Below are 24,435 nucleotides of genomic sequence, written 5' to 3' on the forward strand. Positions count from 1 at the left end.
GAAAAAGTTTGTAACCGACCATTCCGCCGGCTGCGGCGAGTAAATCCTGAAACGGATTGGGCGGAGCTGAATCAGAAAACGGTCGCTGGGTCGGGCCGTTTCGCTGACCGGACGCACATGTCGCGACGACCGTAGCTACGCACAGTTCAAACCGCGGCCAGTCAGCAGAGTTTGGGCTGCTGTTGGCCGCTCTGGCTTTAAAGGGGCCGCCCAACGTCTTCGTTGCAGTCGATGTTGCCTCAAACCGAAGCCCAAAACGTGTTCCATTTGCCGGCACAATTGACAAAGCGTTTGTCTGGACCCGCTTGGAACAACCACACGACCGCGTCGTTCGGTTCTCGATGGAACAGCTTCGTTCAGATTTCGCGGCCATGCTCCAGCCCGGCTACTGGATTGCTCTGGGGTTGCTGGTCGTGCCGTACGGGGTCGGCGTGTTCTTTCTTGTAAGGACCTGCCATTGCCTCTGATCGCGCGAGCAACCTGCAGTCTGGCGGATCGGGGTTAACCGTCCGCTTTCGGCAGGCGAACTGACGCAGTGTTTATTGGCACGGGCATGATCCGGCAGTTCGGCTCCAGCTTTGGCTCGGCTCGCGATTCAGCGTAAAATGGTTCAGGCTACGTCGGCCACGCCTATTCGGCGATAGATGAAGGCTTCCTCCGCGGCAGCAGTTTCCGCCGCGCGGCCTGTTCCGGCGATAAGCATGGCCAGTCGCTCGTGAATCGGCGACTTGATGCAGGCCGGATCGGCAGCTGCGGCGTCACCGGCAATCGCCATCGCCTGACACCTACAGCCGCCCCAGTCGACGTCGCGGCGCTCGCAGCTTCGACACGGCTCCTGCATCCACCCGCTGCCGCGGAAGGCATTGAAGGCCGCTGAATCGGCCCAGATTTCGGCAAGCGTGCGCTCTCCGAAGCGCTCGAAGCGTAGCGAAGGAATCGTCTGCGCGGCATGGCACGGCAGCACGGTGCCGTCAGGAGCCACTATGAAGGCGTCGCGCGCCCAGCCGCCCATGCATGGCTTGGGATAGATGGCGAAATAATCCGGCGGGACGAAATCGATGTTGATGACGCCGGCAAGCCGCTCCTGCGCCGCCGCGACGATCTTCGCCTGTCGGTCGACCGCGGCACGTTCGGGCATCAGCACATTGCGATTGGCCAGCGCCCAGCCGGCATACTGGACGTTGGCGATCTCGAGCCGCTCGGCGCCCAATGAAAGAGCCATATCGATGAATTCCGGCACTTCCTCGATGTTGTGACGATGGATCGGCGCGTTGATTGTGAGCGGCAGGCCGGCCGCGCGGGCGCGGCGTGCCGCCTCCAGCTTTTTTTCATGGCTACCCCGGTGGTTGCCGATAAGGTCGGTGGTCGCCGGCCGGGCACCCTGAAAGCTCAGTTGTAGGTGGTCGAGCCCGGCTTCGGCAAAAGCCTCGATGCGGCCCTCGGCAAGGCCGACGCCGGCAGTTATGAGGTTGGTGTACACGCCGCGCGCCGAAAGTCCGGCGATCAGTTGCTCGAGGTCGCGTCGAAGCGTCGGCTCGCCCCCGGAAAGGTGCACCTGGAGGACGCCGAGATCGGCGGTCTGCGAGAAGAGATCGAGCCAAGTCTGCGTATCAAGCTCGCGGTTTGCCTTCAGCAGTTCAAGCGGATTGGAGCAATAAGGGCACTGCAGCGGGCAGCGATGTGTCAATTCCGCAAGCATTCCGATCGGAGGCAGGAGGGACTCGCTCATAACTTCACCAGCAACTTGTCCGTCCATTCCTGCAGGAAGGCGATGACGTCGGCCGCCACGGCCTCCTCCTCGGCGTCATATTCGGCGGCAAGATCGGCGATGATGTGGCCGACCGTCGACTGACCATTGCAGCGACGCAATATGTCAAGGCTGATCTCGTTCGGCCAGAACACCTTCTCCGGCGAAAGCACGGCGAAGGCCTGCCGCACGGAATCGTATTGTATGCGCACGTGCCTCGGCAGCGACGGCGCCGATCGCAGCGACACCACGGCTCTTTCGCGCTGCGCCATCATCTGGCCGCCCCCGGGCGGAAGGCGCCTGGCGGTAGGTTTCCCGGTTCGCCATAGGCATGTTGAAGCGCATCGAGCATGGCCCAGAGTATGTCGCATTTGAAAACCAGCGCATCGATCGCCTGCTGCTGGCGCTCCGCCGTGTCGGCATGATCGAGGACGTAGGCGAGGGCGAAGTCGGCATCGCGCGATGCCTGTTCTGGCCGCCGGCTGAAATAGGCCACCGTGTCCTCGGTGATGTAATCGTATCTGGCCAGCATCGCCGACACCCGCTCGTCAATGATGGTCGGCGAGAACATCTCCGTCAGCGAGGAGGCGACCGCCTCGAGCAGCGTGCGGTTCGTGCAGAAAGAAAGATAGGCGCCGACGGCGAAGCGGGTCGCCGGCAGCGCCAGCCTTTCGCTCCTAACGGTTTCTGTATCGAGCCCGAGCGAGGTGGCTAGATACAGCCAACGCGCGATGCCGCCGCTCCAGCCGTCCTCGCCGTCGTGGTCCTCGATCCGCTTGCGCCAGGCGGCGCGAAACGCCGGGTCCTCGGCATGAGCCAGGATCATGGCGTCCTTGCGCGGAATGACGGCCTGATAACAGTATCGGTTCAGCGCCCAGGCCTGCATTTCCCACTTCGACAGGGCGCCACTGGTCATCCTGTGATGGAACGGATGATGGATGTGATAGCGCTCGGCACCGACCTGCCGCAGCACGGCCTCGAGTTCGCTCTTGGACAGGCCACCTCTGGTCGCGTTGCGGAAATGGCTCAAAATTCCATCTCCATCCCGTCGTAGGCGACTTCCCAGCCAGCCGCCGTGACTGCCGCGTGTTCGGCGGAATTCTCATCGAGGACAGGATTGGTGTTGTTGATATGGACGAAGATCCGGCGGCCGATCTTCACATCGGCGAGACCGGCGATCGAACCTGCTTCCCCAGACATTGCTATGTGCCCCATCCGCGTACCGGTTTTCTGGCCGACGCCGGCAGTGATCATCTCGTCGTCTGTGTAGACGGTGCCGTCGAACAGTAGGCAGGCGGCATCGGCCAGGTGCTCGCGCAAGGCGGCATCGACGCGCGCGCAGCCCGGGATGTAGACGATGGCGCCGCGACTGCCGGCCCAGGTGATCCGGACTCCGATCGTGTCGCAGGCGTCTGAGCTGTAATCGGCGTCTGGATGGGCTCTGTCCTCGAGATAGAGCGCGATCTTCCCGGGCACGGGAAAGCTCTCGAGGACCATGGCGGTCTCATGGCCGTGGGCGTCGCAGAGCACAACTTGCTCTTCGGCCGCCAGGAGACGCCGCGGCACGATCGCCGGATCGAGAACGTTGAAAATCGAATTCGCCTCCAGCGTCGCCAGCACCTCTGCGGTCGCATAGACAGCGAAAGGCTGTCGTTCGCGCAGGCTGAGTAGGCCGGCGATATGGTCGACATCGGCATTGGTCAGCACCACCGCCCGGATTGGAGTCGAGCGCAGCGGTGCGTCGGCTGCGGGTTGCAGTTCGGCCGTTTGTGCAATCTGCTGGCGAATGTCCGGGGAGGCGTTGAAGAGAACCCAGTCAACCCCATTCACTGATGCGGCAAGGCTTGATTGGGTTCGCGACCGCACGCCGGCCATCGCGGCGCGAGCCACACGGCTCAGGTGATAGTTGCAGTTCCACTGCGGAAAGCCGCCCCCCGCCGCAGACCCGATAATCTTCACGCGCATGGCGATGCCTGCTCCGCAGTCCATTTGACCGGCAGCCAGTTCTCCGCGACAAACGGTTTCCTGTCCGCGTTTTCCGCGCGATAGCCTGTCGCGAAGTCCTCACACGGCACGGAGGCGCATGCACCTGTTGAGAGGAACCTGCACGTTTGCTGCTTATTCCCTGGGCGGGATTTCAGCCGGCAGATACCGCGAAATTTCGAAGCCCGCTGCAACCTGGCACATGGTCGGCTTCTTCCAGTTCTTTTTCATTGCTCTCTCCTGTTGAGCGGCTTCTGCTCGCGCCTTGGTATAACCAGCCACAGGCCGGCTTTGTTCCTTGCACGACCCGGGAAAGGTCGATCTCGGAGGAGGGGCGGACAAGGCAATCAGCTTTGCCTTACGCCCATCTTGGGTGTTGTTGCCGTCCATCTGACGAGGCTGTCGGATGAAAAGCGATGAAGAGCGCGCAATTCCGGGATATGGTCAAAGGACGCGGATGGTGGCGAATTTGGCCGCGCCGCACACGCCGAAGGCGCGCCAGCGCCCTTGCTGCTATCGATGCCTCGGGCACCTGGCGGACGCCAAACCCGGTCGGCGCCGGAGACATAGCGGCTGAAGGCGAAGCGGAATTCGCCGACCAATCGCCTATGGCATTCATTTTTGGCCGCGACCGCGGCGTCTAAGCTGGCCGGACCACGCTGGTTGCGGGTTCAGGCTTGCTTCCAGACGAATTCTTCATCCAGTCGCCAATCGGTGGCCAGACGACACGGAACAATACGGGAAGACTTCTGATCTTGGCCCGCGAAAAACCCAATAAAGCCAATCACCCGGATACGTCCTCCGGGCCAACTATTGCTAAATATTTGATTTTGTTTCACAATTGCCGCGTCTTGTCCAGAAACGTACGCCTAAAACGTACACCTGGAGCGGGCGATGTATCTATGGCGCGAAGACTCGGGATTCTTCTTCCAGATGCGAATCCCTGCCGGGCAAGTCGTACACCTTGGTGCCCTTTGCGCATATGGCTTGGAGCACTGAGAACGCGTGACGCGCAGCGTCGGACCACGGCGCTCGCCGTGATAGCATTCGAAGGATTGAATGCAGGCATGGACAGGGAGACGCTGACACGCAGCCTGAAGGCCTTGGCGTTGGAGCTTGAAGGACTTCGACAACATCCCTAGTCGAGTTCGATGATGCTGCAGCCATAGGCCGGGAGCGACCGCTTACCGCCGCGTACTTTGCCATCGCCGAGCAAATCCTTGCCAGCGGGGACATTGCCGATGCTTGCCGGCTCGCCCAGCGTGTTGAGGATGAACAGCAGGCGGCGGTCCTTGCTCTCGCGGATTGTCGCTTCGACGCCGGCCGGCATGTCGGCGATGAGCGGCACGATACCGGCGTGCGACAGCACCTGATCGGCCAGCACCTCGACCAGAGCATCGCTGAGGTACGTGCCGAGGTAGATCACATTGCCCTTGCCGACTTTGCGCGAAGTCATTGCGGCGTGGCCCTCGGCGAAGCGGCTGGCCCAGCTGCCGATAACCTCCGTGCCGGGCGCGACGTTAAGCAGCTCATAAAGATGCGCCGCCGTCACCTGCGCATTCCCGATCTTGAGCTCGTATTGGCGGCTCGCCGACGTCGCCGGCAGCTTCTTGCGCACCGTGTTGGCGCCGAAGCGGCCGCCATGCTCGAACAGGCCCTCGCCGCCGATCGGCGTCAGCAACCCGAACTCCTCGACCGTGATCCCGGCCAGCGCCGAGAGCGTCTTGCCCGGCGAGGTGTCGCGGATGACGTGGTTGTTAACGTCGCGTGATCCGGTGCGGCCGCCCAGGATTACCGTTCCGCCCGCCTTAGCGAAGGCCTCGACCCGCGCCGTCCATGCATCGGTCCATTTCAGCCAATGCGGCACGTAGAGCGCCTTGAGCTTGCTGAGATCATCCTCGGGATGGATGAAGCCGCAGGCGATGTTGTGGCGGTAGCAATAGCGATGCAGCAGCGTCGCATCGTCCTGCGGGCTCGGCATGCCGATGGGGCAGGAGCGGTGCATCTCCTGATTGTCGAAATCCGATCCGGCGATGCCCAAATCCATGCGCACATGCGTGCCGAGGATCTTGTCCTTGAGCGCCGTGACCTCTCCCGCAAACTGCTTGGCCTCGTCATAGCGCCGCCGCGGGATGTCGTCGTGATCGATGATGCCCATCCAATAGATCTCGGCGCCGAAATGCGCCGGCCGCCAGCGGAAGAACATCACGCCATCGGCGCCGCGCGCCACTGACGTATAGGCCATGCGGCGCATCTCGCCGGGTTCGGGCGTCAGCGTCGAGAAGTTCGGCTGCGCACCGAAGCCCGATTGCTGCTCTGGCACGATGAAGTTGCCGGTGAAGCCGCGGCAGATGTCGAGACGCAGCGCCTGCGCCTCGCCGACGCTGCCGACCCGCTGCATCTCGTCATCGAGATGCGGGTAGATGTCGAAGCCGAGAAAATCGAGATCGGTCGAGAACTCGCCGCGGAAGTCGATGTCATCGATCCGCCCCAGATTGTGGAAGACGAACCAGTCTGGATTGGTGGCGCGCAGGATCAGCACCTGATCGTGCTGGAACCGCGCCGTGACGAAGGCGAGGAAGCGGTGATAGTCGACCACATGGGTCGGCCCGACCGGCGCAGGGGCGTAGTCGAGCGGCAGCACCACTTGATCGAAATCGTCGTAGGCGGTGGCCCAGAAATGCCCGCCCCACGCAACGTTGAGCGCGGCGATGGTCTTGTACTTGTCCTTGAGGAAGGCCTGGAACTCGGCCAGGGTCACCGCCCCGTAGGACAGCGATCCAGAGGTATTGAGCTCATTGTCCGTCTGCCAGCCGATGATGTGCGAATTGCCGCGATAATGCTCGGCCATCGCTTTAGTGATGCGCTTCGAATGCTCGCGGAACACTCCGCTCGCAAGATTGGCGTGCTGGCGCGAGCCATGGCTCATGGCGCGGCCATTGGCATCGACGCGCAACACTTCGGGATAACGCGCCGTCAGCCAGCGCGGTGGCGTCGCCGTCGGCGTGCACATAATGGTCTTGATGCCAGCCTTGCCCAGCAGATCTATGGCGTGGTCGAACAAATCGAAGTCGAACGTCCCCTCATGCGGCTCGATAATATGCCAAGCGAATTCGGCAAGTCGCACCGCGTTGAAGCCCGCGGCTGCCATGCGGTCGGCGTCGCGCTGCCAATAGCTCTCATCGACATGCTCCGGGTAATGCGGGGTACCGACGAGGAAAGTGTCGGTCGCGATCGGCCGCCAGACAGAGAGAGGCGCGGATTTCGAGGTAGTCGTCATAATCGGAAAACTCCAGGCGATAGTCTATTTGACGGCGCCGGCGGTGAGGCCGCCCTGCCAGAACCGCTGCAGCAGCAGGAACACCACGATGACCGGGATGATGCTGACCAGCGCGCCGGTGATGATGATCGAGAACAGCACCTGTCCGCCGCCACCGCCCTGCTGCGCGAGCTGATACCAGCTCGCAAGGCCCACCGTGATCGGCTGATACTCCGGCGAGCGCAGCACGATCAGCGGCAGGAAGTAATTGTTCCAGGTCCCGACGAACGAGAGCAGCGCCACGGTCACCATGCCCGGCGCCACCAGCCGCAGCACGATGGCACGGAAGATCACGAACTCGCTGGCGCCATCGAGACGCGCTGCGTCGAGCAGTTCGTCGTCGACGCCCTGCTCGATATAGACGCGCATCAGATAGACGCCGATCGGCGAGATCATCGAGGGCAGGATCACACCCAGCGGATTGTCGCTGAGACCCGACAGTGCCAGCAGCAGGAAGATCGGCACGACGAGGGCCGTCTGCGGGACAAACACCGCGCCCAGCACGAGCCCAAAGGTCAGATTTCGCCCGCGGAACTTGAACTTGGCGAACGCATAGCCTGCCGCAGTAGAAAAGATCGCGGCACCGAGCCCGGCGACGCTCGAATAGAGCACGCTGTTGAACATCCAGCGCGAGAAGATGCCATTGTCGCGGCTGAACAGATCACTCAGATTCTGCCAGAGGTTGAACTCGGTGCCGAAGCCGAAGCCGAACGTGGTGAACAGGTCGCCGTTCGTCTTCGTTGCCGATAGGACCAGATAGACCAGCGGCACGAAGCTATAGACGAGGAACAATGACAGCAGCAGCGTGAGGATGATCCGAGAGCGCCGCCGTTCGCCGGGCCGGCGTCTGGCAGCTTCGAAAGTGGCAATGTCGGTGGTCGCAGTCATCATTGCTCTGGCCGACGGCGGTTGACGATCAGGGTGAAGATGTAGGAGGCACCGGCGATCACGATGCCAAGCACGAACGAGACGGCGGCCGCATAGCCATACTGCTGGTTCTGAGTCGCCAGCGAATAGGCATAAAGGTTCGGCGTGTAGCTCGAATTGATGGTGTTACTGGCGAGCGAGCGCATCAAATACGGCTCATTGAACAGCTGCAGTGTGCCGTTGATCGAAAAGATGATGGTGAGCAGGATCGCCGGCCACAGCAGCGGCAACTGGATCAGCCGCGCAAATTGCCAGGGCGAGGCGCCATCGATCCGCGCGGCCTCCGCGAGGTCGGACGGGATCGCCTTCAGCGCGGCGTAGTAGATCACCATATTGTAGCCGACATATTCCCACGTCACCATATTGGCCAATGAGAAGATCATCACGCCCGGCGATAGGAAGTCCGGCGGTGGCAGGTTGAACGCCTTGGCCATCTGCGTGAACGGGCCGAAGTTGGGGCCGTAGAGATAACCCCAGATGATCGTCGCGATCACGCTCGGCACAGCGTAGGGGAGAAAGAAGCCGAGCCGGAAGACGCCCTTGCCATAGACCTGGCCACGATCGAGCACAATGGCGAACAACAGTGCCAGGCCCAGCATGATCGGCACCTGCACGATGCCGAACAGAACGAGGTTCCACACGCCGCCCCAGAATTTGGCGTCGCCTGTGACCTTGATGTAGCTGGCTGCACCCGCGAATTGCCGTCCGCCCACCAGCGTGTCGCGGTAGAGGCTCATATAGAACGCATAGACCAGCGGCGCGACGATGAAGGCGATAAACAGCAGCACGAAGGGCGCCAGGAACAGATAGGGCGTGAGCTTTCGTAACGTAAAACCGCCCGATCGCGTTGGGCGCATCGCTGCGGCTGGCCAATTCGACATTGCCATGGTCCCCCGTCCGGCAAGATGAAGAGGCCGGGCGCGCCGGTCAAGCGCGCCCGGCGGTTGCCCGGGAGGAGTTAGCCGACGGTGAAGCCTTGTTCCTTCGCGTAGGTGACCACGGCGTCCTGGATGCGGTCGAACGCATCCGACAGCGTGCCCTTGCCGCCGATCGAGGCGCCGAATTCATCGGACATCGACTGGTAGAGGAAGTCCTGGAACGGGCTCCACTCAAACGGCGCCACGGCATTCGCCGATTTGGCGAACACTTTGTTCACCGCTTGGCCGCCGAAGAAATCCGGCTTCGCGTTCGCCCATTCCGGATCCGACAGCAGCGCGCGGGTACAAGGAAAGAAGTTTTGCTTGGTGGTGTAGAGCTTTGTGGCTTCGGGATTAATGTTCAGCCAGATCGCGACTTCGGCGGCCTCGGGCAGATGCTGGGTCGTTTTCATCACGGCCAGCGCTGAGCCACCCCAAGCGCCAGTCGCGAACTTGCTCGCGTCCCACTGCGGCAGATCGGCGGCACGCCACTTGCCCACGCTGGTCTTGGCGACCGAGGTCAGGAACAGAGGACCCCAGCCGGCAGCGAGCCAGGTGGCATAGCGGCCCGAGTCGAGGCCGGTGTACCACTCATTGTTGAAGCCCGGCTTGGTCTCGATGACACCCGCGGCAATAAGGTCCTGCCAATAGGCGGCGAAGTCCTTAGCAATCTTGTCGTTGATGTTGATCGCGAGCTTGTCGCCATCGCGGCTGACCGGCTTCCAGCCCATCGGCCACAAAAGACCCAAGACCCAGTCGGCATTGGCTCCGAACGGCGCGTCGGTGATGAACACATTCGGATCGGTCGCATGGATCTTCTTGCCCGCATCGGCAAACTCGGCCCAGGTGGTGGGCGGCGTGATCCCATGCTTGTCGAAGATGTCCTTGTGATAGAGCATCGCCATCGGACCGTAATCCTGCGGCATGCCGTTGACCACATCGCCCTTGGCGACCTGCGTCCACAAGCCTTCGGGGAACTCGCTCTTATGGGCATTGGCGTACGGGCCGATGTCGGCGAAGGCGTCGACCTGGCGGAAGGTCTCGAGGAGCTGGTATTCGATCTGGACGACGTCGGGCAGGCCGCTGCCCGCCTTCAGGCCGGCACGGACCGCCTGATATTCTGGGTTCCCCTGGCCGGCATTCACGAGTTCGACCTGGATGCCCGGATGCGCGGCGTTGAACATGTCGACCTGAAGCTGGAGATCCGGCACCCACGACCACAGCACCACCTTGACGGGATCGGCAGCGCGAACTGCCGTCGGCAGGGCTGCTACCGCAAAGCTCGCACCCGCAACTTTCAAGAAGTCACGACGCTGCATCGTCCGCCCCAGCGGATTGAAAATCTTCGTCATTGAATTCCTCCCACGAAAGATACGCTCCCGCACGATGCAAGCCACGTTTTTCTTTCAGTTAGAAACTTAATGCCGACATACAGTCGCTGTCAATTGCGATCGATTGATCTTCAGTCGGCCATCACGAGGCTGTCGGCAGGGTTGAGGGTCGTCGCATCGAGCACCAGGCGCACCGCTCCAAGCACGACGTCGCGGTGCCCCAGCGCGCCGATCACGAGGCGCGGCGGGTCATACACATTGCCCTTGAGGCGATGCCGCAGCACATCGAGCACCAGATCACCGCCGCCGACGACCCGGCCCGCCAGTACGATGATTTCGGGGTTCATAAAGGCAGCAACGCTGCCCACCGCCATCGTCGCATAGTCGAGCAGTTCGGTCACGACTGGCGCGATTTTGCCCGCCTGCCGGTCGGTGACGGCAGCCAGGGTGAGCTTCCCCGCCGCATATTGCGTGTTGGCCTCTTCGAGCATCTTGGTCGCCTCCTCGGGAATGCCGAAAAAGCGCAGCGATTGCTTGTCGCCCAGATGTTCGAACGGCCGCCCGGTGAGGAGGGGGTCATCGAGATACCAGCCGAGCTCGCCCGCCGCATGCGAGTGCCCGCCATAGAGCTTGCCGTCGATCACGACGCCCGCGCCGGCGCCGGGCCCGATCGAGAGGCTCACGACGCTGTCGGCGCCACGCCCGGCCCCGAATCCCCATTCGCCCACGGCGGCGAGGTTGCGCCCGTTCTCGACGACGATTGGCATCTGAAAATATTCGCTGAGCCGCGCCCGCAACGGCATGTCGCGCCAGCCGAGCCCGAGCGTCAGCACCACTTCGCCCTGCGGCTGCCTAACGATAGAGGGCAGGCCAATGCCGATGCCGCGAATGGTCTGGCCGCGCGGGCGGGGGGCCGCCATCAGTCGGCGGATCAGGCCGACCAGCTTCTCCAAATTGCGCTCGCCATCATCGTCGGCGGTCTCGTGCATTTCGGTCTGCACGACGCCCTGGAGATTGGCCACGGCGCCATAGAACTCGCCCTTGCCGGCCTCGATGCCGATGATCGCATGCGCCGCGCCGCGGAACTTGATGCGTGCCCGGGGACGGCCACGGACATTGGCCTCGTCAAACCCGTCATACGCCACCAAATCCTCGGCAATCAAATCCTCGATCACCCGCATCACCGTCGGGATGCTGATGTTCAGTCGCTCGGCGAGGCTCGAAGGTGATGCCACTCCTTCGGTGCGGATCAAATCCACCACCGCCGAACGATTGAGTCGGCGTAACAGGCTCGACGTCGTGGGCTGGCGCTTCATTCATGGACCAGTTGCAAAGGCCGGCGGACCGGCAACGAGCGTCGGCATAGACCAGAACCGTCCCAGAGTCCGCCTTTTTCTAATGACGCCGAACGTCAGTTGTCGCTCCGCAGTGAAAGCTACCGCGGTAGCCCGTTCGATGACTACGGCGATCAGTTCCGTGCGCGCCCGAGCCCTCCGGAGTCACTGCGCTTACTCGTGCAAATAACTGAGTCCGGTTGCTTCAATCGGTTACGAGCTCGTCCGCCTTTGGCGCGGAACCAACAAGGACCGTTTTTGGCGCCAAGCGGCGCGCACTACGCTCGACCTAACGGTCGGCTTTCTTGCCAGTCATCTTGAAAGCTGCCAGGCCGTTAACGGCCCCAATGCGGCCGCGCTCGTAGGGCTATCGTCAAATAGAAGCTTCTCGATCTCCAAGCGAAGTTTTCATTGCTCGCCTCCCGTGGCTAATCTGCCAACGGCGTTCGTCGCACGGCGTTATTCCTTTACCGCGCCGGTCATTGAGGAAACGTAGTGCTCGACAAAGAATGAATAGAGCACCACCACTGGCAACGACCCGATCAGCGCGCCTGCCATCAGCGCGCCCCACTCATAGACGTCGGAGCGAACCAGCTCGGTGAGCACGCCGACTGGCACCGTCTTCTTTTCCGACGATTGAATGAAGGTCAACGCGTAGATGAACTCGTTCCAGGATAGCGTGAAAGCGAAGATGCCGGCGGAAATCAGGCCAGGGACTGACAGCGGCAGCACGATCTTGGTGAGGATCTGCCAGCGGCTCGCCCCGTCGATGAGAGCACATTCTTCAAGTTCGAACGGGATCGAGCGGAAATAGCCCATCAGCAGCCAGGTGCAGAAGGGGACGAGGAACGTGGGGTAGGTGAGGATCAGCGCGAACGGGGTGTCATAGAGGCCGAGGTTGAACACCATCAGCGATAGCGGGATGAATAGAATCGAAGGCGGCACAAGATAGGCCAGGAACACTGCAAGGCCGACCTGCCGCGCGCCCGAGAATCTCAGGCGTTCGATCGCATAGGCCGCCAGCACCGCTGCCAACAGTGACAGGAAAGTGGCGGCGGTCGAGATGATGATCGTGTTGAGCAGCCAACCAGGATAGGAGGTCTCGAACAGCAGATAACGTATGTGCTGCAATGTCGGGTGAACAACCCAGAACGGGTTGTAGTTCACGTAGTCGGTCATCTCGGCATTCGGCTTGATTGCCGTGATGGTCATCCAGTAGAAGGGAAACAGGAGCACGATCATAAACACCAGAAGCGGCAGATAGACCGTCACAACCCGGCGGGGCAGGCTTTGCAAATAGCCCATGCCGCCATCGTCGGTCTCGATGCGCTCCGCTTGCCTGATCGTGGCCATATCAGTCTCCGCCGCCTTGCTGCCATTTGCGCCGTTGCAAGCCGAAATAGCTGAACAGGATCGCCGCCAGCAGGAAGGGGATCATGGCGACGGCGATTGCCGCACCTTCGCCGAGTTGGCCTCCGGAAATGCCGCGCTGGAACGATAATGTCGCCATCAAATGAGTGGCGTTTACCGGGCCGCCACGAGTGAGCACATAGATCAGTTGGAAGTCGGTGAAGGTGAACAGCACTGAGAAGGTCATGGTGATGGCAATGATCGGCGTCAGCAGCGGCAGGGTCACGTAGCGGAACAACTGCGACCGACTGGCGCCGTCGAGGGTGGCGGCCTCGTATAGCGATTGCGGGATGGTCTGCAGACCCGCCAGCAGAGTGATGGCGACGAATGGAATGCCGCGCCACACGTTGGCGGCAATAACCGACGCGCGCGCATTGGTCGGGTCGCCGAGGAAGTTGATGCGATGATCAATCAGTCCCATCTGCTGCAGCGCCCATGACAGGATCGAGAACTGCGAATCGTAGATCCACCAGAAAGCGATCGCCGAAAGCACCGTCGGCACCACCCAGGGCAAAAGCACCACTGCACGAAAGAAGGACTTGAAGCGAATGTTCTCGTTGAGGATGAGCGCCAGCCAGAGCCCGAGCGCAAATTTCAGGATCGAAGCGCTGACCGTATAGAGCAGCGTGTTGAAGACCGAGAGCCAAAAGATGCTGTCGCTCCACAGATACTCATAGTTCTCAATACCTACGAAGATGCCAGGGCGACCGATGCGCGCATCGGTGAAACCGAGCCAGACGCCAAGCCCCAGCGGGTAGGTCAGGAAGACCAGCAGCAGCGCCGCCGCCGGCAGCATGAAGCCGAAGCCCAGGACATTTCGGCTTTCGGCCAGACGCGACAGGATTGATGGGCGCGGCCGAACCGCAGCGGACGTCACGGCCATGGCCGGCTCCTCACGAGGTCTGGTTGCATGGCGACGCAAGCCGCCGTCCGAAACCGAACCGGGCAACATGGTCCGCCGCCCGGTTCAGCTGTGGTCAAACGCGATAATAACGGTTGGCCCGCTTTTCCGCCTCTTCCATCGCTTCCTGCGGCGTGGCCTGGCCTGTCACGGCCTTGGCGAACATGTCGACCAGAACATAGTCGGCCATGGTGGCCGCCGAGGCGTAGCCGAGCGGCCCGGCATAGCCGTTGGGACGCAGCGTCTCGGAGGCTTTCGCATATGCCGCATTGTTCGGGTCAGCCTTCCAGACCGGATTGTTGGCGAAGGCTTTGAGCGTCTGGCAACAGTAGCATGCCGAGGAGGTGATCCAGTCCGACATTTGCGGATCCTCGAACATGAACTGCAGATAGGCTTTGGCCGCGTTGGGGTAGGGCGTGTAGTTGAAAATGACGGCCGTGGTCACCTGGAACAGCTCGACGGATTTCCCGACCGGACCGATCGGCAAGTTGTTCGTGCGCATGTCCTTGGCAATCTCGGTCAGCTTCGGATCATTGTCCTTGTTGACCTTGGCGGTGTTGTAGACGGAAATCCCGTTGGCGATGACGCTCACTTCGCCGGCGAGGAAGGCCCGGTTGTTGTTGACATCGAGCCAGCTTTCGGTGCCGGGGATGAAGGTCTTGTAGAGCTCCTGCGCATACTGGATTGCCTTGAGCGTCTCGGGGCTGTTGATCGTGACCTTGCCTTTCTCGTCGACCATCTGGCCGCCATGGCTCCACAGCAGCCAATGCGCATAGTTGTTGCCGTCGCCGACGCCGTGGCCATGGGTAAAGCCGGCCGGATGACCTTTGGCCTTGAGCGCCTTGCAGAGCTCGAGGAAGCCGGCCGTGTCCTTCGGAAACTCCGAGAAACCGGCCTCCTTCACCCAGCTTTCCCGGTAGACGATGGCGTTGCCGATGGTGGCCAGAGGCAGGCCCACGAACTTGCCCTCGCGCGTCGCATATTGTTTTGGCCCCTCATACCAGCCGCCATATTTGTTGCCGAGATAATCGCCCAGTTCCGTCACATCGAGCAGCTTGTCGGGGTACTGGTGCGGATCATCGAACCAGACGAACATCAGGTCCGGACCCGAGCCGACATTAGCGGCGACCGCAGCCTTGGGGCGAATGTCTTCCCAACTCTCCTTGTCGACGCGGACCTCCACCCCCGTCGCTTCCGTGAACCGTTTGGTGTTTTTCAGCCACTGGTCCTCGTCGCCCTGCACGAAAGGAGACCAGCGCAGCAGTCTGAGCTTCGCGCCATCCTCCGGTTTGTACGTCAAAGCCTCCTTGGCGAAGGCCGGAGAGCCGACGAACCGGCTCCCCAACGCGCCGGCGGCGGCGCCGGCCGTCGTGCGGATCACGTCGCGTCTGGTGAATCTCATGATCGTTTCCTCCTGTGTTTTCCTCGTTGCGTGTTGCCCTACTGCTGCGGGAGGCTCATGCGCTTGCCGGTTTCGCCGTGAAAGAGATGAACGAGACCGGGCTCGACCGACAGCCGGATGGTTTCTCCCGGCGCGAAGGAATGGCGTTCCCGAAAATTGGCGACCACATCCTCGCCTCCCGCCGTCCGGCCTATGATCTGTACCTCCGAGCCGGTTGGCTCGATCACCACCACGGTGACCGCAATGCCATTGTCGCCGAGCCGCAGATGCTCTGGCCGTATCCCCAGCACGACGGGTTCGCCATTGCCAATGGACAACGGGCCGGCCAAAGGCACCGAAATCCCTCCCGCGCCCTGAAAACGCGGCGTGCCTTCGGTCAGGATTGTTCCCTTGAGCATATTCATGGCGGGAGAGCCGATGAAGCTTGCCACGAACAGGTTGTTCGGGCGGTCGTAGAGCTCCAGCGGCGACCCGATTTGCTCGACCATACCGTCGTGCATGACCACAATCTTGTCGGCCATGGTCATGGCCTCGATCTGGTCGTGCGTGACATACACCGTCGTGGTCTTCAGCCGCTGGTGCAACTCCTTGATCTCGGCGCGCATTTGCACCCTGAGCTTGGCATCGAGATTGCTGAGCGGCTCATCAAACAGGAATACCTGCGGATTGCGCACGATCGCGCGGCCCATGGCGACGCGTTGACGTTGGCCTCCAGAAAGCTGCCGCGGATACCGTGACAGAAGCGGGACCAGCCCAAGGATTTCGGCTGCCCGACCGACGCCTGCATCGCTCTCCGCCTTCGGAACACCCTTGAGCATGAGCGAGAACGCCATGTTCTCCGCAACCGTCATGTGCGGGTAGAGCGCGTAATTCTGAAAGACCATGGCCACGTCGCGTTCCTTAGGAGCAACGTCATTGACGATCCGGCTGCCAATCGAGATATGGCCCCGCGAAATCTTTTCCAGACCGGCAATCATCCGCAGAAGCGTCGATTTCCCGCAGCCGGAGGGTCCGACGAGCGTGACGAACTCGCCGTCTTCAATATCGACGCTGACGCCATGCAGGACCTCAGTGGCCCCGAAGGATTTGTAGACATCGCCAATCGCGACAGCCGCCATCGAACTCCTCCCGATGGTCCCTGCGAAAACGTCGCTGGGAGCCGTTGTATCAGGCGTGGCTTGAAACGGATGCCGGCAGTGCGACGATCCACCACTTGCGTCGGCGACGTCTGCCTCCAGTTCCCCCAGGTCACGCGACTCTGAAACGGTAGCGCTACCAAATCCGCCTGTAAAGCGGGCATGCAGGAACCGCAGAACAGCGGGTCTATAGTCCAAATCCGTGGCCGAAGGGCGCCATCTTGGAACTCGGCTGCGGCCAAGTTGGTGGAAGGCGACCGGCCCGCTGGAGTATCGTCAAATCCTTGCGCGGCGATTGAAGCAGCTGATGACGGATGGAGCGGCCATTGCCGTGGCATCGCCATCCGCCTCGCTGATCAGGGCAAGACCACTGTTGCCGCTCTCGCGTGGCAAGAGACGCGGACTGACGATATACCTGACCGCCAACTCCGAACCAATGACTAAATTAGCGCCAAGGTCGCTGCCGCTGAGAAGGAAACTGAAAATGTCCTTGCATAGGATCGCGGTGATCGGTGGCGACGGAATCGGCCCCGAGGTGGTTGAGGCCGGCGTCGAGGTGCTGGAGACCTTGGCTGCCGCGGAATTCGGTCTTGCCTTCGAGTTCAAGCGCTTCGATTGGGGCTCGGACTATTATCGCCGCAATGGCCGCATGATGCCGCAGGATGGGCTTGCTCGGCTTGAGAATTTCGACGCGATCTATTTCGGCGCGGTCGGCGACCCGGAGCTCCCCGACGACATCACGCTGTGGGGCTTGCGCCTGGCGATCTGCCAGGGGTTTGACCAGTATGCGAATGTGCGGCCAACACGCCTTCTGCCCGGGTTGACAGGCCCGCTGCGGCCCGACCTCGGCCAACAGATCGACTGGGTGATCGTACGCGAGAACAGCGAAGGCGAATACGCGGGGGTTGGCGGTCGCGCCCATCGTGGATTGCCCATCGAAGTCGGCATGGACGTTGCTGTCTTCACCCGCGCCGGTATTGAGCGTATCGCACGTTTTGCCTGCGATCTTGCCTTGTCGCGCCCTCGCAAGCTGCTGACCGTCGTAACCAAATCGAACGCACAGCGCCATGGCATGGTGCTCTGGGACGAAGTCGTGCGCGAAGTGGTCCGCGGCTACCGAGGGCTGACCGTTGACTGGATGCTGGTCGACGCCATGACGCAAAGAATGGTCAACAGGCCCGGCAGCATCGACACTGTGCTGGCGACCAACCTGCACGCCGACATCCTGTCGGATCTGGCGTCGGCGCTTGGGGGTTCGCTGGGAATCGGCTCAACCGCGAACATTGAACCGTCGCGCAACCGTCCGTCGATGTTTGAGCCGATCCATGGCTCGGCGTTCGACATCACCGGCAAAGGCATCGCCAATCCGCTTGGATCGTTCTGGACGGCAAGCCTGATGCTCGACCATCTCGGCGAGCACGCCGCGGCGCGGCGCCTGATGGTAGCGATTGAAACCGTCACCGGCCGGGGGGAGCATCTCAGTCCGGATCTTGGGGGGATGGCCCCCACCGCCGAGGTCACCGCTGCAGTGATTGCCGCGCTGTCAGGTCTAAACAGCACGAGTTCATCTCCGCCGGTCGGATAGACAGTCACGGTTGCTCGCTTGCAAGTCGCATGACCAGATTCCCTGTATAAGGTGCTTGGGGTTGCTGACTGTCGGCCGTGGCTTGCGAGATGCGGTCCCAAGCAGGCGCGTGGAGCACCAAGGCGAGACTGTGAGCTTGAATTGGCTCAGACCTGGGCTTGAAAGCCGTCGAAGACTGCCATATCTTTTGCCCAAGAAATCTGACTCTCACTGTGGCAGGATGAATTCTGTGGCCCAGGCACTCAAGATCCCCGAACAGAACGGACCTCTCATCCTGTCCTATATGGACCGGAACGGGAAGATTGCGATCGGACAAGTCGCGGATGGTTTTGGCATGTCCAAGAGCCAGTTGGCCCAAACCGCTGGTCTTGCTCGCGAGACCCTTTATCGGTCAGAGCGCAGCGCTGCGGTAAAAACACAGGGGCGTCTGCGGGAGATGCTCGAGATTATCAGTCGCGTGACGGATTGGGCGGGCGGCAAGGAGCAGGCGATGGCCTGGTATCGGGCTCAGCCGCTTGCAGCATTCGGCGGACGCACGGCTGAGGCGCTGGTGAAGGACGGCAAGGCCGTTGCGGTTCGTGATTATCTCGATCACATGGCCGTTGGTGGCTTTGCGTGAAGTTTGTCGGAACCTGCTATCGGGCGCACGATCCACGTTGGGCATTCAAACCGACTTCCGGTGAAGGAGCGGCAATCCGAGGGGCCCGATTCAATCCCAAAGGTGTGCCGGCGCTCTATCTGGCGTTGAGCCTGATGACAGCCATCAAGGAAGCCAACCAGGGCTTCGCGCAGCGAATCGATCCCTGTGTGCTGTGTTCGTATGAGGTCGACTGCGACGACATCGCGGATCTGACAACGAAAGAGACGAGGGGAGAATTTTCTGTCGCGCTCGAAGACATGGCCTGCGCCTGGGCGACGGCGCTTAGCGACGGGGAGCGTCCGGCGTCCTGGTCCGTCTACGACCGGCTGCGGCCTCGAAATGTTGGCGGCATCGTTGTCCCAAGTTTCGCGCCGAGCGCCGAGATGGAAAATCGCAATCTGGTCCTTTGGGACTGGGGGCCGGATCTGCCGCACAAGATAGCTGTATTCGACCCGAGCGGTCGGTTGCCCAAGGACCAGCTATCCTGGCGGTAACGCGCTCTCGCTCCTCCGAACGGCAGGGGAGGGTCTTTCGCCCTGCAGGTCTGATGGTTTGGTAAGATTGACACAAAAGCAATCGCGTCTGCGCCTCGCCAAGTCAATCTCGGGTAGCTCAGAACCTCCATTCCCGGAATGAAAGCAGCCAGGCAGGTAGGCAGCTAAACCGCTGCGGGCGAGCGCGCTAGCAGAACCTCTTAGCGATGCGCGCTGCAACGGCGGCAACGACCCACTACTAATCGGGTTCTGCCACAGCCTTCGGCGAGGATTATGCGCTGGAGAAGCGTCGCGAGTTGATGAGCCAGGGTGTTCCGGCCGGAGATCTGCTGATGACGGTGGCGCGCCGGTCGAACGGCGATGGCCACGCGGTGCTCACCATGCGCACCAACCTCGGCGATTTCATCCTCGACAATCTGGAACCCAGGGTGCTCGTTTGGACCGACACCGACAACACTTACCTGAAGCGCCAATCTGACGAGAATTCAGGCGTTTGGGTGACGATCAACGAGGGCCGCGAAGACGCGGTCGCCAGCGTCCATTAGAGCGCAAGGATAACGAGAGCAAATTGGTACCGAACGGCGTCAGTCCGCCATCTCGGAACAACCGTCACTTTGCGTCTGTTGTCCCAGGTCGGCCCCTACCATACCGATCACGTCGACGATGCGGGTCTTCAGCCGCGTCATGCCGGCAGCGGCTGCGCCACCGGCTTGGCTGTCGCCATCGCCCAGATGCCGGCCAGCACCATCGGCGTCGACAGGATCATGCCCATGGTCAGCCAATTGGTGCCGAGGAGGTAGCCGAGCTGCTGGTCGGGTTCACGGAAGAACTCGACGAAGATGCGCGACAGGCCATAGCCGCAGATGAAGGCGCCGCCGACGAAGCGAGGCGTCTTCAGCTTGAGGCGCGAATGAGTGAGGATGCGCAGCACGAGGAACAGCACGACGCCTTCGAGCAGGGCCTCGTAGAGCTGGCTGGGATGGCGGGCAAACGGCCCGCCATTGGGGAATTCGATTGCCCAGGGCACGTCCGTCGGCCGGCCCCAGAGTTCCGAATTGATGAAGTTGGCGACGCGCACCAGGCCAAGGCCGACCGGCACGCCGGCGGCCACGACGTCGAACAGCGACCAGGTGCGGATGCCGCGCTTGATGGAAAACAACGTCATGGCGAGGATGACGCCGAGCAGGCCGCCATGGAACGACATACCACCTTGCCAGACGGCGAAGATGTTGAGTGGATGGGCAATGTAGCGCGCCAGATCGTAAAACAGGACGTAGCCTGTGCGGCCGCCAAGCACGACGCCGATCGCCGCCCAGACGATGAAATCGTCGAGGTCCTCCGGCTTCATCGGCAGGATGCCATTCGGCCACAGCCTCGCATTGGCGGCGAGCCGCTTGGCATACCACCAGGCGAACAGGATGCCGACGATGTAGCCGACGCCGTACCAGTGCACCGCTAGCGGCCCGATCTGGATGAGGATCGGGTTGATATTGGGAAACGGCAGCGAGGCCAGCGGCAGCAGGAAATATTCGTTCAACGGGGAGCTCTCGGTTGCGAACGCGTTTGGGCGCGGACCATGCGGCAGGGTTTTGGCAGGGTCAAGGCAACCCTATCCTCCATGCCTGCATTTGGCGCCGTCTATTCACGCGAGCAGGCTGCAGAGCCAAATTGATGCAGCATCGACAATCCCAAAGAACTGCCACGCCAGGCGTCAACGCTACCGGCGATGTGGCTGAACTATAATTGAATCAGCAATACGATTGGGGCAGGCCCGGGTTGCCGCCGCGGTCGTTCGAATGATCTGGCGGACAAACCTCCACCAATGTTCCCGCGCTTAATCAACCCATCGCTGATCGAAGAAACAGTGGCGCCCGCCCGTCATATTCGCGTGTAGGATGTAGGTCGCCAATTTCCTGAAACGCTCGGGGCAGCAGCAGAGGTCGGAGTATTGGAGGGCAATACCGCTTGGCTTGCTGGACACGTTTAGTGCCCTTCCTGGCTCGATCTCTTCGCGCGGTGCCATCACCTGGGCAGGTCACCTATCATCGAGTTTAACGGCACAGTTGCTCACTGCAAGCCGTCCTTGGCGGGGGCGCCTTTAACGATCCAGAAGTTTTCCTGGCGTACAGCAGGTTCATGAAACCGCTACGGCATTTTGGCGAACCAACCCGCCGTCTCTTCCTCTTGAGAACGGCTTTGCCCATCACCGTGGTGACGCTGATAGTTGCGATCGTCACTGCGGGACTTTTGCTGTGGTCGGCTATCCAGACTGACCGTGTTGCCGTGTCGCGGCAAAAAAGCTTGGTTGCGCTGATCGTATCCAACCTGGAGAGCGGAGTAGCGCATGACCAGGAGAGCGTCACGGTTTGGGACGATGCGGTCAATGCGCTGCGGAGCCGCGACGCAAAATGGATCGACACCAATCTCGGCAGCTGGATGCACACTTACTTTGGCCACGACCAGGTCTACATTCTCGACGCCAATGACGCGCCAGTCTACGCATTCGTCGACGGCTCTATTGTCGCTTCCTCCAGCTACCGTTCCGCAAGTCCTATGACAGCGCCTCTTGTCCTTAATCTTAGGGCAAGGTTGAAACGTGAGGACACCGACGGAGTGACGGAGCAGGTGCTCACGATAGGTGCTTCCGACATGGCCGTCATCTCGGGCCACCCCGCCATTGTGAGTGTAAAGCCGGTCGTTTCCGACAGCGGCCACATCGCGCAAATACCAGGGGAGGAGTTCCTGCACGTCGCGATTCGATATCTCGATGGCAGCCTGCTTACCTTGCTGCGCCAGGATTATCTGCTCGAGGGTGCGCGTTTCTCCTGGGTCAACAAGCTCGCCTCGGCAGAGGCATCTTATCCCCTCGTCGACCGATCCGGCTCGACCATCGGCTTCTTCGTCTGGCAGCCATACCGGCCCGGGACCTTCGTTCTCTTTCAACTGGTTCCAATTCTGGTCGCCTTGTGCGGGCTGGTTCTGGGCGGTGTCATTGTAGCTCTCAGAGCGTTGCGCAGGCGAACTTTGAAGCTAATTGAATCGGAAGATCGAATCTTTCAACTCGCCCACAACGATCTGCTTACCGCGCTCCCCAATCGCGGGCAATTCAACGACCGTTTGGCCGACGCGCTGTCGCGGCTGCCCTCGACGGGCGAGCAACTGGCAGTTCTTTACCTCGACCTCGACAGGTTCAAGCAGGTTAATGATACCCTCGGTCACCCCGCTGGCGATGAGCTGCTTAGGGAGTTTGCAGACCGGTTGAGGCGGCTAACCACCGAGGCAGACACGGTCGCGCGCCTGGGTGGCGACGAATTCATCATCATCAAGCGTTCGGTCGCAGGCGAAGATGAGGTCAGGACGTTATGCGAACATTTGCTCGAGTCCGCGCGCCGTCCATTTCAGGTCGCCGGAGCTCAGGTCTTTGTAGGGGTGAGTGTTGGCGCAGCGTTCGCTCCAAGGGACGGATTGGAGTGGATAGAGCTGGTGCGTAAAGCCGACGTCGCACTGTATCACGCCAAGGCTCGCGGCCGCAGCAGCTATGCATTCTTCGCAACCGAGATGGACCAAACCCTGGCAATGCGCAAGGGTCTCGAACAGGACCTGCGCAGTGCTTTGCAGGCGCCCGGCCAGATTCAGGTCTACTACCAGCCGCTATACACCGCAGACACAAACCGGATGGCAGGTGTTGAAGCGCTTGCCCGCTGGTCGCATGTGGAGCGTGGTTGGGTTGCGCCCGACTTGTTCGTACCGTTGGCCGAAGAAATGGGACTGGTTGAACAATTGGGCGAACTGGTTCTCCGCCAGGCGTGTCTGGATGCGGTACACTGGCCAATCGAGACATTGGCGGTGAACGTGTCGGCTTTGCAGTTGAACAATCCGAGCTTTGCCATGAAGGTCACGAGCATCCTGCTGGAGACCCAGATGGACCCTCGACGGCTTGAACTCGAGGTCACCGAAAGCACGCTGTCTCAGCACCGAACTGAATGTCAGCAGAACGTCGAAGCGTTGCGCAGCATCGGCGTGCGCTTTGCTCTTGATGATTTTGGGACGGGCTTCTCCTCACTTGGACGCCTGCAGACCCTGGAAGTCGACCGGATCAAGATCGACCGAAGCTTTGTGCAGGGCTTTGGTCACTCAAATGGAGACGAGGCTATTGTTCAGGCGATAATTGACCTGGCCCGCGCCACTGGCCTCAGCACCACGGCGGAAGGTGTGGAGACGGACAGCCAATGCGATTTTCTGCGCAAACTCGGCTGTGACCAGCTACAGGGATTCTTGCTGTCCAGGCCCGTGCCCAAGCAAGAGATCGAGAATCTCATAACGGGCGCAACAAGGCGCGCTTCCGCCTGAGGCCGCTGAATGCGGATTCGGGTGGCCCTTAACGGGCTTGTGGCAGGCGATGCGGTTCTGGCACTCGGTCAAAATCGGCCAGCACATTTCCTGGCCGAGGGGAGCTGAGCACCCGTCGCCCAGAACCTCCACTTTGTGGTTGCGCCTGCCTCCCATGCCGTTTTCCATAGAAACGTTGCCGCGTTGCTTGTCACTCACTCTGTTGATGTTCCAATCTCCGGGCTGCCGGTGCCGAAGGATAGCTCGCGAGCACCGTCTCCAGGCGAGCCAGGCGGGCCTTTTGGGCGTTCAGCTCATAGCCGGAACGCCATGCGCTTCTCCCGGGTCGTGCGTCTCTGCATTGATCGATTTGAAGCAGCGAAATGCTGAGGCGGACCGCGTCGATCTCTTTGACGAGCGCGGCCATCACCGGTTTGCGACTATGCATGGCCATACTTCCTGTACGAGGGTGGCGCAAAACGTCAAGCAAGAGGAAATGTTCCCTGGCCGCGTGTGGCGGCGGAATTTGCCTGGCATCTGGCCTTTGCCGGGCCGCGAACATCGTGCACGTCGCACCAGTCGGCATTCTTGCCAAGTCGGTCCGAGGCCGCCTGGCCTCTCGATGGTCATGGTTAACGAGATGGCTATGGCCAAAGTTTGCGCCTCACGTCAGATGTGACTTGCGTCGTCAGCCCCGACGATGGCCGGCCCGAAGCAAAGCGGTCTAAGCACGGCCCGGGGGCGGCAACAGCCGTCTTGTATTGGAGCTCACTTTAGCCCCGGCCTAGCGGCGTGATGACTCTCCCGGTTCGTCGCATTCTTCGCAGGCGCGACAGTGCACCAGGGCGGTGCCGGACATGGAACAATGCACTGGCGGTCTGGTTTGATAGGCAAGCACTGAGAGCTGGAACTCGGGCTTTGCGGACCGACGGAAAGGAACTGAATATGTCGAGATCTTTCTACCCAAGCGGGCCGGGCAA

Annotated in this window: 19 protein-coding genes and 1 pseudogene; 5 read left to right on the plus strand and 15 right to left on the minus strand. The window is 61.3% G+C overall.

Annotation, left to right across the window (positions count from 1 at the left end; genetic code table 11):
- Window positions 1-610: 610 nt before the first annotated feature.
- The 13 genes from pqqE to LB577_RS19145 form a co-directional block, all read right to left on the minus strand.
- Window positions 611-1,729 (minus strand): pyrroloquinoline quinone biosynthesis protein PqqE, encoded by a 1,119-nt coding sequence (pqqE, locus tag LB577_RS19085; protein ID WP_224687878.1) that lies wholly within the window; start codon window positions 1,727-1,729, stop codon window positions 611-613.
- Window positions 1,726-2,022, minus strand: coding sequence for a pyrroloquinoline quinone biosynthesis peptide chaperone PqqD (gene pqqD / locus LB577_RS19090; RefSeq protein WP_224687879.1), 297 nt, complete (start codon window positions 2,020-2,022; stop codon window positions 1,726-1,728). Before pqqD ends, pqqE begins: the two co-directional genes overlap by 4 nt.
- Window positions 2,019-2,777 (minus strand): pyrroloquinoline-quinone synthase PqqC, encoded by a 759-nt coding sequence (pqqC, locus tag LB577_RS19095; protein WP_224687880.1) that lies wholly within the window; start codon window positions 2,775-2,777, stop codon window positions 2,019-2,021. The genes pqqD and pqqC overlap by 4 nt, the downstream gene beginning before the upstream one ends.
- On the minus strand, window positions 2,774-3,712 hold the full coding sequence (gene pqqB, locus LB577_RS19100; RefSeq protein ID WP_224687881.1) for a pyrroloquinoline quinone biosynthesis protein PqqB: 939 nt from the start codon (window positions 3,710-3,712) through the stop codon (window positions 2,774-2,776). Before pqqB ends, pqqC begins: the two co-directional genes overlap by 4 nt.
- Window positions 3,713-4,868: 1,156 nt before the next feature.
- Window positions 4,869-7,010 (minus strand): beta-galactosidase, encoded by a 2,142-nt coding sequence (locus LB577_RS19105; RefSeq protein WP_224687882.1) that lies wholly within the window; start codon window positions 7,008-7,010, stop codon window positions 4,869-4,871.
- 24 nt (window positions 7,011-7,034) lie between these two features.
- A complete protein-coding gene (locus LB577_RS19110) occupies window positions 7,035-7,940 on the minus strand; it encodes a carbohydrate ABC transporter permease (RefSeq protein ID WP_224687883.1) in 906 nt (301 codons plus the stop codon).
- Entirely contained in the window at window positions 7,937-8,857 is a 921-nt protein-coding gene (locus tag LB577_RS19115) for a carbohydrate ABC transporter permease (RefSeq protein ID WP_224687884.1), read from the minus strand. Before LB577_RS19115 ends, LB577_RS19110 begins: the two co-directional genes overlap by 4 nt.
- 77 nt (window positions 8,858-8,934) lie before the next feature.
- Window positions 8,935-10,245 carry an ABC transporter substrate-binding protein gene (locus LB577_RS19120; RefSeq protein ID WP_224687885.1) on the minus strand — a complete coding sequence of 437 codons (1,311 nt, stop codon included), beginning with the start codon at window positions 10,243-10,245 and terminating at the stop codon, window positions 8,935-8,937.
- A gap of 110 nt (window positions 10,246-10,355) precedes the next feature.
- On the minus strand, window positions 10,356-11,540 hold the full coding sequence (locus tag LB577_RS19125; protein WP_224687886.1) for an ROK family transcriptional regulator: 1,185 nt from the start codon (window positions 11,538-11,540) through the stop codon (window positions 10,356-10,358).
- Between the two features lie 477 nt (window positions 11,541-12,017).
- Entirely contained in the window at window positions 12,018-12,911 is an 894-nt protein-coding gene (locus tag LB577_RS19130) for a carbohydrate ABC transporter permease (RefSeq protein ID WP_023767874.1), read from the minus strand.
- A gap of 1 nt (window position 12,912) precedes the next feature.
- Window positions 12,913-13,851, minus strand: coding sequence for a carbohydrate ABC transporter permease (locus LB577_RS19135; protein WP_031258236.1), 939 nt, complete (start codon window positions 13,849-13,851; stop codon window positions 12,913-12,915).
- Between the two features lie 94 nt (window positions 13,852-13,945).
- The gene (locus tag LB577_RS19140) at window positions 13,946-15,271 is read right to left on the minus strand and encodes an ABC transporter substrate-binding protein (RefSeq protein ID WP_224687887.1); all 1,326 of its coding nucleotides are present in this window, start codon (window positions 15,269-15,271) and stop codon (window positions 13,946-13,948) included.
- Between the two features lie 38 nt (window positions 15,272-15,309).
- Window positions 15,310-16,389 (minus strand): ABC transporter ATP-binding protein, encoded by a 1,080-nt coding sequence (locus LB577_RS19145; RefSeq protein ID WP_224687888.1) that lies wholly within the window; start codon window positions 16,387-16,389, stop codon window positions 15,310-15,312.
- A 502-nt stretch (window positions 16,390-16,891) separates the two neighbouring features.
- Here LB577_RS19145 and LB577_RS19150 point away from each other — a divergent pair.
- The 4 genes and pseudogenes from LB577_RS19150 to LB577_RS19165 form a co-directional block, all read left to right on the plus strand.
- On the plus strand, window positions 16,892-17,992 hold the full coding sequence (locus LB577_RS19150; protein ID WP_224687889.1) for a tartrate dehydrogenase: 1,101 nt from the start codon (window positions 16,892-16,894) through the stop codon (window positions 17,990-17,992).
- A 229-nt stretch (window positions 17,993-18,221) separates the two neighbouring features.
- Window positions 18,222-18,611: an MbcA/ParS/Xre antitoxin family protein gene (locus LB577_RS19155; protein ID WP_224687890.1), complete on the plus strand. Its 390-nt coding sequence runs from the start codon at window positions 18,222-18,224 to the stop codon at window positions 18,609-18,611.
- Window positions 18,608-19,126 carry an RES family NAD+ phosphorylase gene (locus LB577_RS19160; RefSeq protein ID WP_224687891.1) on the plus strand — a complete coding sequence of 173 codons (519 nt, stop codon included), beginning with the start codon at window positions 18,608-18,610 and terminating at the stop codon, window positions 19,124-19,126. The genes LB577_RS19155 and LB577_RS19160 overlap by 4 nt, the downstream gene beginning before the upstream one ends.
- A 266-nt stretch (window positions 19,127-19,392) precedes the next feature.
- Window positions 19,393-19,671 (plus strand): annotated as a pseudogene (locus LB577_RS19165) (transglutaminase-like cysteine peptidase); the annotation flags it as partial.
- A 137-nt stretch (window positions 19,672-19,808) separates the two neighbouring features.
- On the opposite strand, the gene lgt reads toward LB577_RS19165, so the two are convergent.
- Window positions 19,809-20,663, minus strand: a complete 855-nt coding sequence (gene lgt / locus LB577_RS19170; protein WP_224687892.1) for a prolipoprotein diacylglyceryl transferase — start codon at window positions 20,661-20,663, stop codon at window positions 19,809-19,811.
- Window positions 20,664-21,322: 659 nt separating this feature from the next.
- On the opposite strand from lgt, the gene LB577_RS19175 reads away from it, so the two are divergent.
- Window positions 21,323-23,476 (plus strand): putative bifunctional diguanylate cyclase/phosphodiesterase, encoded by a 2,154-nt coding sequence (locus LB577_RS19175; protein ID WP_224687893.1) that lies wholly within the window; start codon window positions 21,323-21,325, stop codon window positions 23,474-23,476.
- Window positions 23,477-23,666: 190 nt separating this feature from the next.
- On the opposite strand, the gene LB577_RS19180 is transcribed toward LB577_RS19175, so the two are convergent.
- Window positions 23,667-23,903, minus strand: a complete 237-nt coding sequence (locus LB577_RS19180) for a hypothetical protein (protein WP_083833366.1) — start codon at window positions 23,901-23,903, stop codon at window positions 23,667-23,669.
- Window positions 23,904-24,435 lie beyond the last annotated feature (532 nt).

Origin of the sequence: Mesorhizobium sp. B283B1A (assembly GCF_020165735.1) — a bacterium.
GTDB lineage: Bacteria > Pseudomonadota > Alphaproteobacteria > Rhizobiales > Rhizobiaceae > Mesorhizobium > Mesorhizobium opportunistum.